This window comes from Longimicrobium sp. (genome assembly GCF_035474595.1).
GTDB lineage: Bacteria > Gemmatimonadota > Gemmatimonadetes > Longimicrobiales > Longimicrobiaceae > Longimicrobium.
The window spans coordinates 1-14,192 of record NZ_DATIND010000115.1 but is presented as its reverse complement, the minus strand read 5'-3'; the positions used below and the strand labels follow the sequence as shown (position 1 = coordinate 14,192).

The 14,192-nt window shown below is 70.2% G+C and carries 13 protein-coding genes; 6 read left to right on the top strand and 7 right to left on the bottom strand.

Features of this window, described 5'->3' with window-relative positions:
- Window positions 1-9 precede the first annotated feature (9 nt).
- From VLK66_RS20645 to VLK66_RS20635, 3 genes are all read right to left on the bottom strand, one after another.
- Entirely contained in the window at window positions 10-189 is a 180-nt protein-coding gene (locus VLK66_RS20645; RefSeq protein WP_325311369.1) for a hypothetical protein, read from the bottom strand.
- Window positions 190-299: 110 nt separating this feature from the next.
- Window positions 300-1,346, bottom strand: coding sequence for a hypothetical protein (locus VLK66_RS20640; protein ID WP_325311368.1), 1,047 nt, complete (start codon window positions 1,344-1,346; stop codon window positions 300-302).
- 174 nt (window positions 1,347-1,520) lie between these two features.
- Window positions 1,521-3,719: a S9 family peptidase gene (locus VLK66_RS20635; protein ID WP_325311367.1), complete on the bottom strand. Its 2,199-nt coding sequence runs from the start codon at window positions 3,717-3,719 to the stop codon at window positions 1,521-1,523.
- 488 nt (window positions 3,720-4,207) lie between these two features.
- Here VLK66_RS20635 and VLK66_RS20630 point away from each other — a divergent pair, with 488 nt between their 5' ends.
- Together VLK66_RS20630 and VLK66_RS20625 are read left to right on the top strand one after the other, a co-directional pair.
- The gene (locus VLK66_RS20630) at window positions 4,208-5,620 is read left to right on the top strand and encodes an amino acid permease (protein ID WP_325311366.1); all 1,413 of its coding nucleotides are present in this window, start codon (window positions 4,208-4,210) and stop codon (window positions 5,618-5,620) included.
- Between the two features lie 516 nt (window positions 5,621-6,136).
- Window positions 6,137-7,606, top strand: coding sequence for a S8 family peptidase (locus tag VLK66_RS20625; RefSeq protein ID WP_325311365.1), 1,470 nt, complete (start codon window positions 6,137-6,139; stop codon window positions 7,604-7,606).
- A gap of 146 nt (window positions 7,607-7,752) precedes the next feature.
- Here the strand turns inward: VLK66_RS20625 and VLK66_RS20620 are convergent, their stop codons facing one another.
- The gene (locus tag VLK66_RS20620; RefSeq protein ID WP_325311364.1) at window positions 7,753-8,382 is read right to left on the bottom strand and encodes a trimeric intracellular cation channel family protein; all 630 of its coding nucleotides are present in this window, start codon (window positions 8,380-8,382) and stop codon (window positions 7,753-7,755) included.
- A 396-nt stretch (window positions 8,383-8,778) separates the two neighbouring features.
- Between VLK66_RS20620 and VLK66_RS20615 the strand changes: the two genes are divergently transcribed.
- Entirely contained in the window at window positions 8,779-9,021 is a 243-nt protein-coding gene (locus VLK66_RS20615; RefSeq protein WP_325311363.1) for a hypothetical protein, read from the top strand.
- Window positions 9,022-9,089: 68 nt separating this feature from the next.
- On the top strand, window positions 9,090-9,332 hold the full coding sequence (locus tag VLK66_RS20610) for a hypothetical protein (RefSeq protein ID WP_325311362.1): 243 nt from the start codon (window positions 9,090-9,092) through the stop codon (window positions 9,330-9,332).
- 93 nt (window positions 9,333-9,425) lie between these two features.
- Here VLK66_RS20610 and VLK66_RS20605 read toward each other — a convergent pair whose 3' ends face one another.
- Window positions 9,426-9,698, bottom strand: coding sequence for a hypothetical protein (locus VLK66_RS20605; RefSeq protein WP_325311361.1), 273 nt, complete (start codon window positions 9,696-9,698; stop codon window positions 9,426-9,428).
- Between the two features lie 259 nt (window positions 9,699-9,957).
- Between VLK66_RS20605 and VLK66_RS20600 the strand changes: the two genes are divergently transcribed.
- Together VLK66_RS20600 and VLK66_RS20595 are read left to right on the top strand one after the other, a co-directional pair.
- On the top strand, window positions 9,958-10,203 hold the full coding sequence (locus VLK66_RS20600; protein ID WP_325311360.1) for a hypothetical protein: 246 nt from the start codon (window positions 9,958-9,960) through the stop codon (window positions 10,201-10,203).
- Window positions 10,204-10,412: 209 nt separating this feature from the next.
- Complete coding sequence (locus VLK66_RS20595) at window positions 10,413-12,380, top strand: M1 family metallopeptidase (protein ID WP_325311359.1); 1,968 nt, start codon at window positions 10,413-10,415, stop codon at window positions 12,378-12,380.
- An 86-nt stretch (window positions 12,381-12,466) separates the two neighbouring features.
- On the opposite strand, the gene VLK66_RS20590 is transcribed toward VLK66_RS20595, so the two are convergent.
- Complete coding sequence (locus VLK66_RS20590; RefSeq protein ID WP_325311358.1) at window positions 12,467-12,664, bottom strand: hypothetical protein; 198 nt, start codon at window positions 12,662-12,664, stop codon at window positions 12,467-12,469.
- Between the two features lie 69 nt (window positions 12,665-12,733).
- On the bottom strand, window positions 12,734-13,996 hold the full coding sequence (locus tag VLK66_RS20585; protein ID WP_325311357.1) for a cysteine desulfurase-like protein: 1,263 nt from the start codon (window positions 13,994-13,996) through the stop codon (window positions 12,734-12,736).
- Window positions 13,997-14,192: the final 196 nt, after the last annotated feature.

The window sequence follows — 14,192 nt, the reverse complement described above, 5'->3', positions numbered from 1 at the left end:
CAGTCGCTGCTAGCAGCGCCAGGTCAGGCCGCAGACGGTGTCGTCGTACGTCTGGCAGACCTGCGCGGGGCACGACGGCGGCGCCAGCGTGCCGACGTGCGCGTGCACCGTCCCCGGCTCGCCGGCCACGGCGGCGGTGGGGAACGACTCGACCCTGAGGTCCTCGGTTTCCAGTCGCAGCTTCTTCATCGCGATCAGCCTCCGTGAGATGTAGACGCGATTCCGGGGAGCGCGCCCACGACGGCCAGTCTCGTGCCGCGGCGGAGAAGGACGGGTCCAGGTCGTTCAGGGATCCGGCATCAGTAGAGCCGCGACAGCCAGTGCATCACGTTCAGCGCGAACTGCTGGTCGTCGGTGCCGGGGATGTTCATCCCCATGTGGATGGTCGGCTGGCCGGGGAGGTCCACCACCTGCGCGCTGAGCATCGCCGCCTCGCCGAGCACGACGACGCGGCCGGCGCCGAACGCGAGCGCCACGCCCTGCGCGCGTCCGGCCGCAGACGTGAACCGCTGAGGCCCCGTCAGCTGCATCGGCGCGGCGCGCACCAGGGTGCTGTCACGGCCGCCGCCGGCGCGCAGGGCGGCTCGCAGGCTGTCCACCATCCGCTGGCGGGCGGCGGCCTGCGCCTGCAGCTCCTCGCGGGTGGGCGGCTCGCGGTCCCGCGCCGTGGGCGAGAGCCGCAGCAGCGCCGCCGCGCCCGCGGGGACGGTGAGCGACTGCCCGGTGAACGTCTGCACGATGGAGACGCGCTCCGCCGCGTCGCGCCCGTCCATGATCGCGTGCCGGCCCAGCAGCCCGTTCTCGCGCGTGAAGCGAAGGAAGCTCGGGTTCTGGTCGCGCGCCGTCGCGGTCGAATCGAACGTGTATCCCTTGCTCATCCCCACCCCGAACTCCAGCGACAGCGCCTCGGTCGCGGCCCCGAACGGGAAGTGGTCGGCGACCAGCAGCAGCGAGCCGCCGCCGCGCACCCAGTCGCGCAGCGCGGCCCGCTCGGCCGCGGTGAAGGCCGGCTCGGCGACCGTCTCCAGCGTGGCGCCGCCGCGCGCGTTGGCGATCACCAGCACGTCGAACGCGAACAGCGACGCGCGCGTGAACGGCTGGGTGCTCGCCGCGACCCGGTATCCGTCGCGCGCCAGCAGCGTGGCGAACGGGCGATAGTTCCCCGACGCCGTGTGGAAGTTGTGATGCGCCTCGTCGATCCCCACCCGCGGCCCGCCCCCCGCGTACGCCGGCCGCGCCACGTTCGGCACCCACGCCGTGTCCGGCCCCTGCTGCGCCCGCGCGTCCGTCGCAACCCCGGCGACCAGCAGGAGGGAGACGATGACGATGCGGTTCGTGGCGCGCATGGAAGGCTCGCTCGGCGAAGGGGGAAGGAAAGCCGCGAGATGAAGAGTTCGACTCCGCAGGATCCGGACGCGTTGCCGCATCAACCCCGATCCGCGGAAATGCGAAGTGCGCCGGATCACGCAGATCCAGCGCACTCACGCACTTCCGTACTCTCGTACTTCCGCACTTCAGGTTCAGAGATTCTGCGTGATCCAGTCCGTCATCATCGTGTAGAGATGGATCGTGCGCCCGCCGGCGATGGCGTGGTTGCGGTCCGGGTACATCATGAAGCTGAACTGCTTCCCGGCGCCCTGCAGCGCGTCCACCAGCTGCACGCTGTTCTGGAAGTGCACGTTGTCGTCGCCGCTGCCGTGAATGAGCAGCAGCCTGGCGCGCAGCCCCGCGGCGTTCCGCACCGCCGAGCTGCGGCGGTACCCCTCGGGGTTCTCCTGCGGCGTGCGCATGAAGCGCTCGGTGTAGATGCTGTCGTACAATCCCCAGTCCGCCACCGGCGCCACCGAGATCCCCGCCTTGAACGGGCTTCCCGGCTGCTCCAGCGTGAACGCGGTCATGTACCCGCCGTAGCTCCATCCCCAGATCCCCAGCCGCTGCGGGTCCACGTACGGCTGCTGCGCCAGCCACCGCGCCGCCTCGATCTGGTCGGCCGCCTCGCGCGTGCCCAGGTCCAGGTACGTCGACTTCTTGAACGCGCTCCCGCGGCCGCCGGTCCCCCGGTTGTCGACCGAGACCACGATGTAGCCGCGCTGCGCCAGCAGCTGGTGCCACAGGTAGCGGCTGCCGCCCCACGCGTCGGTCACCGTCTGCGACCCCGGGCCGCCGTACACGTACATCAGCACCGGGTACTTCTTCGCCGGGTCGAAGTTGGCGGGCTTGATCATCGACCCGTTCAGCTGCGTCCCGTCGCTCGTGCGGAAGGTGAAGAACTCCGGCTCGCGGATGGCCAGCGCGCCCAGCCGCTGCCGCGCCCCCGCGTTCTCCACCAGCGTGCGCACCACGCTGCCGTCGGTGCGGTGCAGGGTGATCACGGGCGGCGCGGCCGCGCGCGACCAGGTGTCCAGGTAGTACGGCGTCTCGGGCGAAAGCTGGATCCCGTGCGTCCCCGGCTCCTTCGTCAGCCGCGCGAAGCCGGTGCCGTCCAGCCGCACGCGGTACAGGTGGCGCTGCTGCGGCCCCTGCTCGGTCGCGGAGAAGTAGACCCAGCCGTTCTTCTCGTCCACCCCGAACACCTGCGTCACGTCCCACTGCCCGCGCGTGAGCTGCCGGGCCACGCTGCCGTCGCGGTTGTACAGGTACAGGTGGTTATAGCCGTCGCGCTCGCTGCTGAAGATGAACTGCCGGCCGCCGTTGATGAACGCCAGGTCGTCGTCCACCTCCACCCACGCGCTGTCGGCGTCGGTGAAGAGCGTGCGCGTGGCGCCGGTGGCCGCGTTCGCCATCATCACGTCCAGCCGGTTCTGGTGCCGGTTCAGCCGCTGGACGACGATCTCCGTCGGCGAATCGGCCCACTCCATCCGCGCCAGGTAGACGCTGCTGTCATCCCCCGTCTGCAGCCACGTCGTTCGCCCGCTGGCGACCTCCACCACGCCGAGCCTGGCGGTGGGGTTCGGCGCGCCGGCCTTGGGGTAACGGAGGGAGATGGGGGCGGAGTACTGGTCGCCGGTGTCGCGCATCCAGAAGAACGGCTTCACCGGATTGTCGTCGATGCGCCAGAAGGCGATGCGCTGCCCGTCGGGGCTCCACCGCCACCCGTCGCGCAGGTCCAGTTCCTCCTCGTACACCCAGTCGAAGGTGCCGTTGATGATGGTCTCGCTGCCGTCGCGCGTGAGCTGCGTCTCGCGCCCCGTGGCCAGGTCCGCCACCCACAGGTTGTTATCGCGCACGAAGCCCACCTTCGACCCGTCGGGCGACAGCTTGGCGAACTGCTGCCACCCCGCGGCGGTCGACGCGGGCGTCAGGCGCTGGGACGCCAGGTCGTAGACGTAGAACTGCCCCTTGGTGTTCTGCCGCCACACCGGCTGGCTGTTGGTGAAGATGAGGAGCTTCTTCTCGTCCGCGCTCCACTCGTAGTCCTCGATGTCGATCGGCTTGGTCTGCCCGGCGGGGACCAGGCGCCGCCCGTCTACGAGCGTCGTCTTGTTCCCCGTCTGCGCATCCTCGGCCACCAGGCTGGTGACGCCGCCGTCGGCGGTGACGTACGAGTAGCGCTGGCCGCCCGCCATCCAGCGCGAGTCGGGGAGCGACTGCAGCCGGAACTCGCCGGAGAAGATGCGCTCGATGGTGAGCTGGTCCTGCTGGGCGCGCGCCGGGGCGCCGGCCAGCAGGGCGAGCGCAAAGGTAAGCCCGGCCGCGGCCGGGCGTGCCCTGAGTTGCATCCGCGTTTCCTGGGAGATGGGTTTCGGTAGCGTGTTCGATTGCCAGAGGCCGTACAGGATGCGCCATGGTACGGCCAACCGCCAGCCCGCGTTCCCTTCGGGATGCGGGAAACCTCGACACGGGACTACCACCGGTGCGTTCCCGCGGCATCCCGCCCTCTCCCCGCGCCTGAGAGCGCTCGCCCTCTCCCGTTCCGGGCGAGGGGGCCGGCCCGGCATGTTCGCTCCCTGCGGCCTGTGGTCGCCCCGATGTTTCGTTGTGCCGGTGATGGCGGTCCAGCTACCTCTCCCGGTACGGGAGAGGCGGCGAGCGAGCCGGAGAGGGCGCGATGCCGGGCCGGCGAGCCGGATCTGTATCCGCGCTGAGTTCCCGCGCCGTAGATGGCTCTTGTCCATCCGCCGTGCTTGTCCCTCGCGCGGCGGATCTGTTAGCTTCGCACGCAAGCCCTCAGCAGCTCCGCGACCCCACCCGCGCCCCCACGCCCCGCATGCCGCAGCCCCCCATCGCGCGCGACGTCCGCGACGAGCGCACTGCCGCCGCCACCGCCAGCGAGGCGCGCGCAGCCGCGGCCGACCGGCTGCCGCGCAGCCTGGGCGTGTGGAGCGCCGCCGCGGTGCTCGTCGGGTCCACCATCGGCAGCGGCATCTTCCGCATCGTGGGCGGCGAGAACGGCGTGGCGGCGCGCGTGGGCACCGTGGGCGCCATGTCGCTGCTCTGGATCGTGGGCGCGCTGGTGGCGCTCACCGGCGCGCTGGCCATCGCCGAGCTGGCCACCATGTTCCCGCGCTCGGGCGGCATCTACGTCTTCATCCGCGAGGGGTACGGCCCGCTCCCCGCCTTCCTCTTCGGGTGGACGGAGCTGCTGGTGATCCGCCCCAGCGCGCTGGGCGCCATCGCCGTGCTCTTCGCCGAGTACGCGGGGCGCTTCTTCCACTACGGCGACCTGGGGATGCGGCTTGTTGCGGCGGCGGCCATCCTCCTGCTGGGGCTGGCCAACCTGCGCTCGGTGCGGTGGGCGGCGGCGGTGCAGGACCTGAGCACGCTGGCCAAGGTGCTGGCGATCGCCGGCCTCGCCGTGGCCGCCTTCCTCTTTGCGCGGCCGGGGCAGGGCGCCTTCGCGGGCCCGATCGACTGGTCGCCCACCACGTGGACGGGCTTCGGGCTGGCGCTGGTGTCGGTGATGTGGGCGTACGACGGGTGGGCCGACCTCACCTTCATCTCCGGCGAGGTGAAAGACCCCGCGCGGACGCTGCCGCGCGCCATCATCGGCGGCGTGCTGGGGATCGTGGCCATCTACATCGCCGTGAACGCCGCCTACCTGTACGTGCTGACGGTGCCGGAGATGGTCGGCTCCAAGCTCGTGGCCGCCGACACGGCGACGAAGGTGTTCGGCGCCGTCGGCTCGTCGGTGGTGGCCGCGATGGTGATGGTGAGCGCGTTCGGCGCGCTGAACGGCTCGATGATGACCGGCCCGCGCATCTTCTTCGCGATGGCCGACGACGGCAACTTCTTCCGCCCCATCGCCGCGGTGCACCCGCGCTACCGGACGCCGTACGCCGCCATCCTGCTGGCCACCGCGCTGGGGATCGCGTACGTCTCGTTCCGCACCTTCGAGCAGCTGGCCGACGCGTTCATCCTCGGCATCTGGCCGTTCTACGCGCTGGCGGTGGGCGCGGTCTACATCCTCCGGCGCCGCCGCCCGGACTTCCCGCGCCCGTACCGCACCTGGGGCTACCCCGTCGTCCCCGCCATCTTCCTGATCGCCTCCGTCGGCATGCTGCTGAACGCGCTCATCAGCGATCCGGTCGTCACGCTCATCTGCTTCGGCGTGATCCTGGCCGGCATCCCCGTGTTCCTGGTGTGGAAGGGCGGCAGCCGGGCAGTGCCATCGGATTCGTAAGCCGTCTCTCGACGCACCGAAAAGAAGAAGGCGCCGCGGCGATTTCGCCGCGGCGCCTTCTTCATGTCCTCATACCATATCCGAGAGATCAGCTTCTGCATCCGCACCGCACCCACCCGACGTCATCCTGAGGCCGGCCACGCTGCAACTCGCATCACCATAACGCCATGCAGGCCGAAGGATCTGTGGGCGCGGCAGCACGTGAGCTGGTCGGATGCACCATCCTTCGCCCAGGACGTCCGATTTCACTGCGCCGCATCCCCGGTTCGGATCATCAGCGCTGCCGAATTCGCGACCGGCCACGGAAGGAGCGCGATGACATTATTAGTGCAAAGGTGTGACATGCTGCACCGATACGATTCATCGAAACCTCCGTAAACATGTAGTTAAGTCATTTATTAGGAAGAGGTTGGCTGATAAACAAACGAAGGTCTGTCGATTGCACATTGGGGCGCGTTGATCCCGATCGGAGAGCCTCCGAGCTCTCGCCCCGCCCGCCCACCCCGGAGGTCGCACATGCTCGCTCGCCCCGCAGTCCTGGCCGCAGGAATCAGCCTGGCCCTCGCCGCCTGCGCGAGGGATTCGGCCGCGCCGCTGTCGCCAGAGGTCGCGCCCAGCGCCGCGGTCGCGGCCACCCCGCAGGGAGCGCCGATCAAGGACCAGTACATCGTGGTGTTCAAGGCGGGCGCCTCGCCGCGCGCCGCGGCCGCCGCGATGGGCGTCGCGCCGCTCCACGTGTACCACGCCGCGCTGAACGGCTTCGCGGCGCGGCTGAACCCGGCGCAGCTGGCCGCCCTGCGCAACAACCCGCAGGTGGACTACATCTCGCCCGACCAGCTGGTCACCGCCGACGGCACCCAGGCGTACCCCACGTGGGGGCTGGATCGCATCGACCAGCAGTATCTCCCTCTGAACAGCTCCTACACGTACAACCGCACCGGCGCGGGGATCAACCTGTACGTCCTCGACACCGGCATCCGCTTCACGCACACCGAGTTCGGCGGGCGCGCCGTGCCCGGGTACGACGTGTTCGGCGGCAACGGCAGCGACTGCAACGGACACGGAACGCACGTGGCCGGCACGGCCGGCGGCGGCACCTACGGCGTGGCCAAGGCCGTGAACCTCATCTCCGTGCGCGTGCTGGACTGCACCGGCAACGGCGCCACCAGCGGCGTGATCGCGGGGGTGGACTGGGTCACCGCGAACCACGTGGGGCTGTCGGTGGCCAACATGAGCCTGGGCGGCGGCGCCAACACCGCGCTCGACAACGCCGTGCAGAACTCCATCAACTCGGGCGTGACGTACGTGATCGCCGCCGGCAACAACGGCGCGAACGCCTGCAACTACTCGCCGTCGCGCGTGACCAACGCGATTATCGTGGGCAACACCACCTCCACCGACGCGCGCAACTCCACCTCCAACTACGGCCTGTGCCTGGACCTGTTCGCGCCGGGGACCAACATCACCTCGGCCTGGTACGGCAGCGACACGCAGACCAACGTCCTCACCGGCACCTCGATGGCGGCGCCGCACGTGGCGGGGATCGCGGCCATGTACCTGGAGTACAACCCGGGCGCGCTGCCGGTGGACGTGCAGTACGCGATCGACCAGAACGCCACGAACGGCGTGGTGGGCAGCCCGGGGAACAACTCGCCCAACCGCATCGTCTGGTCGGGCTTCATTCCGGCGCCGGCGGGCGGCGGCGGTGGCGGCGGGACGCCCCTGTCGGTGAGCGTGTTCTGCGACGAGAGCACCAGCTCCTGCGACGCCACCGCCTCGGGCGGATCGGGGAGCGGCTACAGCTTCACCTGGACCAACGTAGACGAGCAGTACGATTCCGGCGGCTACAGCTGGGGATACGTGGTGTGGGGGCTCGCCAACCAGCGCTACGTGTCGGCCACGGTCACCGACGGCAACGGCGCCACGGCCACGGCCTCGACCATCATCTACCGCCCCAGCGGCGGCGGCGGCGGTATCCAGCCCTGAGCCGGACGCGGGCTCTTCCATAGGAGAAGTCCGCTCGACAGCATGGTAGAAGAGAGGCGCCGCGGCGTTTTCGCCGCGGCGCCGCTTCGTCATCACGCTACCGGTCCGATCAAGCCGCCATCGGAACGATCAGGTCGCGCGTCGATTCATCTCTCCCGATTCCGCGGCTCGCCGAGCGTGAACACGGGGATGGTCAGCTCCCACAGAATGGCGGCCAGGCGGAGCGCGGCGATGCAGGCCATGCCGACGACCGCGGCCACGTCGCGCGGGATCACCATCTCCAGCAGCAGGTAGAGGGCGGCGCCGGCGATGCAGGCCGTGGCGTAGATGGGCCCGCGGCGCATGATCATGGGGATCTCGGCGGTCAGCACGTCGCGGATGACGCCGCCGGCCACGCCCGTGAGCGTGCCCATGATCACCACCACCACGCCGCCGAGCCCCGCCGCCTGGGCGATCTGCGCGCCGCTGATGGTGAAGAGCGCCAGCCCCAGCGCGTCGGCCACGGCCAGGCTGCGCGCCGGCGGGGGCCACCGCCGCGAGTAGATGACCGTCCCCAGCGCGGCGGCGAAGATCACCCACAGGTTCGCGGTGTCGGCGATCCAGAACACCGGGTGGCGGTCCAGCAGCACGTCGCGGAGCGTGCCGCCGCCGATGGCCGTGACCGTGGCGGTGATGACCACGCCGACCAGGTCCAGGCTCTTGCGCCCGGCGGCCAGCGCGCCGCTGATGGCGAACACCGCCACGCCCAGCATCTCCAGGATCCGCAGAAACGACACGCGCCCGCCTCTCCGCCCGTTGCGATCGTGAGCCCCGGCGGAGTGTGCGCGCGGCCGCCAGTGCGCGCAAGCCGTGCATCGCAGGATCTCACGCGGAGACGCGGAGCCGCGGCGGTGCGTGGGGAAGCATCTTCGCGACTTCACGCCGATGTAGAAGACGACGATATCCGAAGAGAAGGGAGAGAAACGGATTGCGGCCGCAGGGTGTCTGATTGACGGTAAGGGCGAAAACGGCTACGCTCCTACCCCGATCCTATCAAGCCTACCCGGACAGAGTTGCCTCGTACTTGAGCACGATGCGTCTGGTGCGCGACGGTTGCCGCGCACTCTCTCCCGGCGCTGCTCGCCACCCGGTCGGGCACTCGCCGGATCACCCACTCTGGAGAGGAAATGGCCATGCGCAAGATCCGCCTCGACGTCGAAGAGCTGGCAGTGGAGTCGTTCGGCACGGACAGCGGGGAAGAGAAGAAGGTCGGCACGGTCCAGGGGCACGCGTTCACCCAGCTGGCGGGGTGCGTGGTGTCGGACATGTCCAACTGCGCAACCTGCGACGGCGGGTGTCCGCGCGACACCATGACGTGCTTCGCCAGCTGCCGGATGACCAACGGCTACCAGGCGTGCATCGACCCGTACTGCTGACCGGACGCCGAGGCGGAGGCCGCCACCCCGGCCGCCTCCGCTCCACCCACGCCACGAGGAATACGCCCATGCGCAAGATCCGCCTCGACATCGATGCCCTGACGGTGGAGTCGTTCAACCCGGACGCCGGCCCGGTGAAGGGCGCCGGCACGGTCCGCGGGCACGTCACCCTTCGCCTGGGCTGCGGTGGGGTTTCGGAAGCCTCGAACTGCGCCAGCTGCCTGGACGGATGCCCGCACGAAACGCAGACCTGCCAGGCCAGCTGCCTGAACACCGACGGCTACGCGATCTGCAAGGAGCCCTACTGCTGACCCGTCGGAACGGCGGGCCGGTGATGACGAGACGCGGAGGTGCACCCGGGCACCTCCGCGTCTCCCGCGTTCGGGATCAGCGCGATCCGGGGATCAGCACATCGAACCCGCGGCGCTGCAGCCGCGCTGGATGTCGGAGCAGCACACCTGCTCGCCGGACTTGGGATACATGCAGTAGCAGGTCGACCCGCTTCCCGTCTCGCCGTTCGCGCAGCTGGTGGACGGGTACGCGCAGTAGCAGATGTCCGTGGTGCCGTACGTTCCCACCGCCTCGTAAGCGTCCACCGACTTCCCGTCCGGATCCGCCGGCGCGGTCTGGAACGTGTCCACCCGCAGCCCCTCCAGCTCCAGCCTCAGCTTCTTCATCGGGTCCTCGCCGCGACAAAGGTGAGCGGCGCACGCACCTCGCCGGGCGCATCAGCGCGGGAGAACGAGCGGGCGCCGGCAAACGGATGTGAGCGGCCGACACAAACGCATCTTTCACGCCCTGACGGACATCACAGTGAAATGAATCGGCGGCGTGTTTCGGCATCCGGCATGCAGCGCACGTAACGGCAGCGGACAGGATTGTGTCTCGATCCGCGGGTCCGCAGTTCCCATCCACATCCTCATCCCTGGAGCACGCATGCGAAAGATCCGCCTCGATGTCGAGAAGCTGACGGTAGAGTCGTTCACCACGGCCGGGAGCGAGATGAAGAGGGTCGGCACGATCCGCGGGCACGACTCGGGGACGGACTACGACGGCTGCGTTTCCTACTACTCCAACTGTGCGTCGTGCCTGGAAATCTGCCCGCAGGAGTCGCAGACCTGCTTCGGCAGCTGCCGCGCCTACACCGACCAGGGCTGGCCCTGCATCGATCCCAACTGCTGATCCGCCGCGTCCCCGGCGATGCCGGACCTCACGCGGAAGACGCGGAGTCGCGAAGGCGCATGCCCCACGCCTCCGCGTCTCCGCGTCTCCGCGTGAGAGATGATCATCCCCCGCATCGTCCCCGAACCCCTTGCTTGCGGCCCGTCTCCCGCGCGACGTAGCTTCCCGCACACTCGTCCCACGAAAGAACGCGTCCCCGGAGGATGTCGATGAAACGCTGGACCCCGGCGCTCCTGGCGCTGCTCGCGCTCCCGTCGGTGCTAACTGCGCAGCAGGCCGGGGCGTGGCCGCCCGCGCGCCCGTTCCCCAACCCCGTGGAGGTGCCGCGCGGCTTCCAGCGCGCCGTGCAGCGGGGCACGCGCACCACCACGGGCGTTCCCGGGCCGCGCTACTGGCAGCAGTGGGCCAACTACCGCATCCACGCCAGCGTGGACCCGGCGGCGAAGACCGTCACCGGCGGCGAGACCATCGTCTACCACAACCGCTCGCCCGACACGCTGCAGACGCTGAACGTGCAGCTGATCCTGAACGTCCACCGCCCCGAAGCGCAGCGCGACGAGGAGAACGAGGCCACCGGCGGCGTGAACCTCACCCGCGTGGCCGCGCGCGGGCAGAACCTGGGCGAGGCGCGCCAGCGCGGGCAGGCCGGCTACGCGGTGCAGGGCACCAACCTGGCCATCCGCCCCGGCGCGCCGCTCCTTCCGGGCGACTCGATCCGGCTGGACTTCGAGTGGAGCTTCAGGATCCCGCAGGCCGGCGCCAGCGGGCGGATGGGGTACGACGCCGACAACCTGGTGTTCATGGCGTACTGGTATCCCCAGATGGCGGTGTACGACGACGTGAACGGGTGGCAGACCGACCCGTTCCTGGGCACCGCCGAGTACTACATGGGCTACGGGAACTACGAGTACACCATCGACGCCCCCGCCGGGTGGGTGGTGATGGGAACGGGCGAGCTGGCCAACGCCGCGCAGGCGCTTCCCGCGCCGGTGCTGGCCCGCTGGCGCCGGGCGATGCAGAGCGACACCACCGTGCACGTGCTGACCGCCGCCGACTTCGGGGCGGGGAAGGCCACCGCCGCCGGCGCCAACGGCCGCGTGGCCTGGACCTTCCGCGCCGACAGCGTGCGCGACGTGGCCTTCTCCGTCACCCGCGAGAGCCTGTGGGACGCGGCGCGCACCTCCGTGGGCGACCGCAACGGCGACGGGCGGCCCGACTTCGTCACCATCAACGCCTTCTACCGCCAGAGCGCGCCCGCCTGGCGCAACGCGGTGCGCTTCGAGCAGCAGTCCATCACCCACCACTCGCAGTTCACGGGGGTGAAGTACCCGTACCCGCACATGACCGCGGTCGAGGGCGAGAACATCATCGGCGGGGGGATGGAGTACCCGATGATGACGCTCATCGGCGCGTACAACGGGCGCAGCGACACCACCTTCTACAGCGTGGTGTCGCACGAGCTGGGGCACATGTGGTTCCCCATGGTCATCGGGGTGGACGAGCGCCGCTACGGGTGGATGGACGAGGGGACGACCGACTTCAACGAGAACGAGGCGCGCAACGCCTTCTTCCACATCGCCGCGCCGGGCGCGCACCTGGAGGAGCAGCAGCAGTACCTGCAGTTCGTGCAGCGCGGCATCGACGTGCGCGAGCTGACGTGGACGGACTACATCACCCCGCCCGCCGCCGGCGGCTTCGCGACGTATCCCAAGCCCGCCACCCTCCTGCAGACGCTGCGCAACCTGATCGGCGAGGCGGCGTTCACGCGCGGGTACCAGGCGTACGCACGGGCGTGGGCCTTCCGGCATCCCCAGCCGTACGACTTCTTCAACGCCTTCAACACCGCGGCGGGGCGCGACCTGGGGTGGTTCTGGTCGGCGTGGTACGACCACGCGTGGTCGCTGGACCAGGCGGTGCAGGGGGTGACGGCGGAAGATGGGGGGACGACCATCACCATCGCCGACCGCGGCAACGCGCCGATGCCCGCGCGGCTGGTGATCACGCGCCAGGACGGCCGGACGGAGCGCCGCGAGGTGCCGGTGGAGGCGTGGCTCGCCGGCACCCGCACCGCGACGGTCACCCTCCCCGCCGGCGGCTCGCCCGTGGTGCGCGTGGAGATCGACCCCGAGCGCGCCTTCCCCGACGCGGACCGCACCAACAACGTGTGGACGCGATAGGGCCGTAAGCCTGCCGCTGGACGATACGAAGAAGCCCCTCTCCCGCACGCCGGGAGAGGGGCTTCTTCACGCCCTGCGGAGACGCGTCAGCCGCAGGCGCAGGGGTCGGTGAAGGTGCAGTGTTTGGTGCCGTCGGGGCAGGTGCACGGCTGCTGCCCGAAGGGGCAGATGATGCGCGTGTCCTTGAACGGGCCGGGCCTGGCGACCGCCTGGGTGCCCCCGAAGCCCAGCGCCGCGACTACGGCGGCGGCCGAGAGCGCGCGGATGACGCGGGTACGGATCATCGGTCCCTCCAGTGAGTGATAGGGAGAAGCATCACCGTTCACCGAAAGTGGCGGATTACGATGCGGATGTCAACGCGGCCCCGGCTCCGGCCGCGCCGCTCTCCTCCGCGATCCGCTCCACGCCCTCCACCAGCCGCCGCACGTCGTCCTCCGTGCAATACGGGCGATGCCGGCGCGGACCAGGCCGCCGCAGTCCGAGAGGCCGAGCGCGTCGCAGACGGTGGTCGCGTAGAAGTCTCCGTTCCAGACGAAGACGCCTTCCTCGCCCAGCCGCCGCGCCAGGTCGTCGGGCGTGCACCCCTCCACGGTGAAGGCGGCGGTGGGCGTCCGCGGCTGGCCGCGCGCCACGCCGTAGAAGCGCACGCCGGGCGTGGCGCGCAGCCCGTCTTCCAGCAGCTGGAAGAGCGGCTGCTCGTGCGCGTCCAGGTGCTCGAACGAGCGGCGGAGCGCGTCGCGGCGGCCGCCCGCGCCCTCGCCCGCGATCGAGGCGATCCAGTCGATGGCCGCGCGGATCCCGGCGATGGCCTCGTGGTTCTGCGTCCCCGTCTCCCAGCGCTCGGGCGCCTCGTCGGAGGCGGGCGGCACCTTGTACGGGTCGAAGCGCTCCAGCAGCTCGCGGCGTCCCCAGAGGATCCCCTGGTGCGGGCCGAAGAACTTGTAGCTGCTGCAGGCCAGGAAGTCGCACCCCATCTCCCGCACGTCGGGCAGCCGGTGCGGCGCGTAGTGCACCGCGTCGACGAAGACGAGCGCGCCCGCCGCGTGCGCCATCTCCGCCACGCGGCGCACGTCGTTGATCGTTCCCACCGCGTTGGACGCGGCGCCGATGGCGACCAGCCGCGTGCGCTCCGACAGCAGCGAGGGGAGCGCGTCGTAGTCCAGCTGCATCCGCTCAACGTCGACCGGCAGCACGCGCACGATCATCCCCGCGTCGGCGGCCATCTTCCGCCACGGGGCCACGTTGGCCTGGTGGTCCAGCTCGGTCACGACCACCTCGTCGCCCGGCCCCCACGCGCGGCCCAGCGAGCGCGAGAGGTGGAAGGTGAGCGTGGTCATGTTGTGCCCGAACACGATCTCGTCCGGCGCGCCGTTCACGAAGTCGGCCGCCGCCCGCCGCGCCTCGAGGATCACGGCGTCGGTCTCCTTGCTGGTGGCGAAGCGGCCGTGCGTGTTGGCGTTGTGCAGCGTCAGGTAGCCGGACACCGCGTCCGCGACCTGCCGCGGCACCTGGCTTCCGCCGGGGCCGTCGAAGAACGCGATCGGGCGGCCGGCGATCCGCCGCTCGAACACGGGAAAGTCGGCGCGGATGCGCTCGGCGAAGGTAGAATCGGACATCGTGCTCCCGCGGGTGTGGGTGAAGAGCGGGGAAGCTGGGCACCCGCGTCTCCACTGATACCGATTTCGAGGATCGGCTGTGCATTTCCTCAGCGAACGTGCGGCACCGGCTATAGATCCTTCGGCCTGCAAATACCTGTGCAGATTCAGCTTGCACTGTGGCCGGCCTCAGGATGACGTCTCCCTAGTCTTGAGC

Coding starts and splice junctions, on each gene's coding strand:
- VLK66_RS20595 (WP_325311359.1), top strand. CDS start 10,413: ATGAAACGCTGGACCCCGGCGCTCCTGGCGCTGCTCGCGCTCCCGTCG.
- VLK66_RS20605 (WP_325311361.1), bottom strand. CDS start 9,698: ATGAAGAAGCTGAGGCTGGAGCTGGAGGGGCTGCGGGTGGACACGTTC.
- VLK66_RS20635 (WP_325311367.1), bottom strand. CDS start 3,719: ATGCAACTCAGGGCACGCCCGGCCGCGGCCGGGCTTACCTTTGCGCTC.
- VLK66_RS20615 (WP_325311363.1), top strand. CDS start 8,779: ATGCGCAAGATCCGCCTCGACGTCGAAGAGCTGGCAGTGGAGTCGTTC.
- VLK66_RS20590 (WP_325311358.1), bottom strand. CDS start 12,664: ATGATCCGTACCCGCGTCATCCGCGCGCTCTCGGCCGCCGCCGTAGTC.
- VLK66_RS20625 (WP_325311365.1), top strand. CDS start 6,137: ATGCTCGCTCGCCCCGCAGTCCTGGCCGCAGGAATCAGCCTGGCCCTC.
- VLK66_RS20645 (WP_325311369.1), bottom strand. CDS start 189: ATGAAGAAGCTGCGACTGGAAACCGAGGACCTCAGGGTCGAGTCGTTC.
- VLK66_RS20610 (WP_325311362.1), top strand. CDS start 9,090: ATGCGCAAGATCCGCCTCGACATCGATGCCCTGACGGTGGAGTCGTTC.
- VLK66_RS20640 (WP_325311368.1), bottom strand. CDS start 1,346: ATGCGCGCCACGAACCGCATCGTCATCGTCTCCCTCCTGCTGGTCGCC.
- VLK66_RS20600 (WP_325311360.1), top strand. CDS start 9,958: ATGCGAAAGATCCGCCTCGATGTCGAGAAGCTGACGGTAGAGTCGTTC.
- VLK66_RS20630 (WP_325311366.1), top strand. CDS start 4,208: ATGCCGCAGCCCCCCATCGCGCGCGACGTCCGCGACGAGCGCACTGCC.
- VLK66_RS20585 (WP_325311357.1), bottom strand. CDS start 13,996: ATGTCCGATTCTACCTTCGCCGAGCGCATCCGCGCCGACTTTCCCGTG.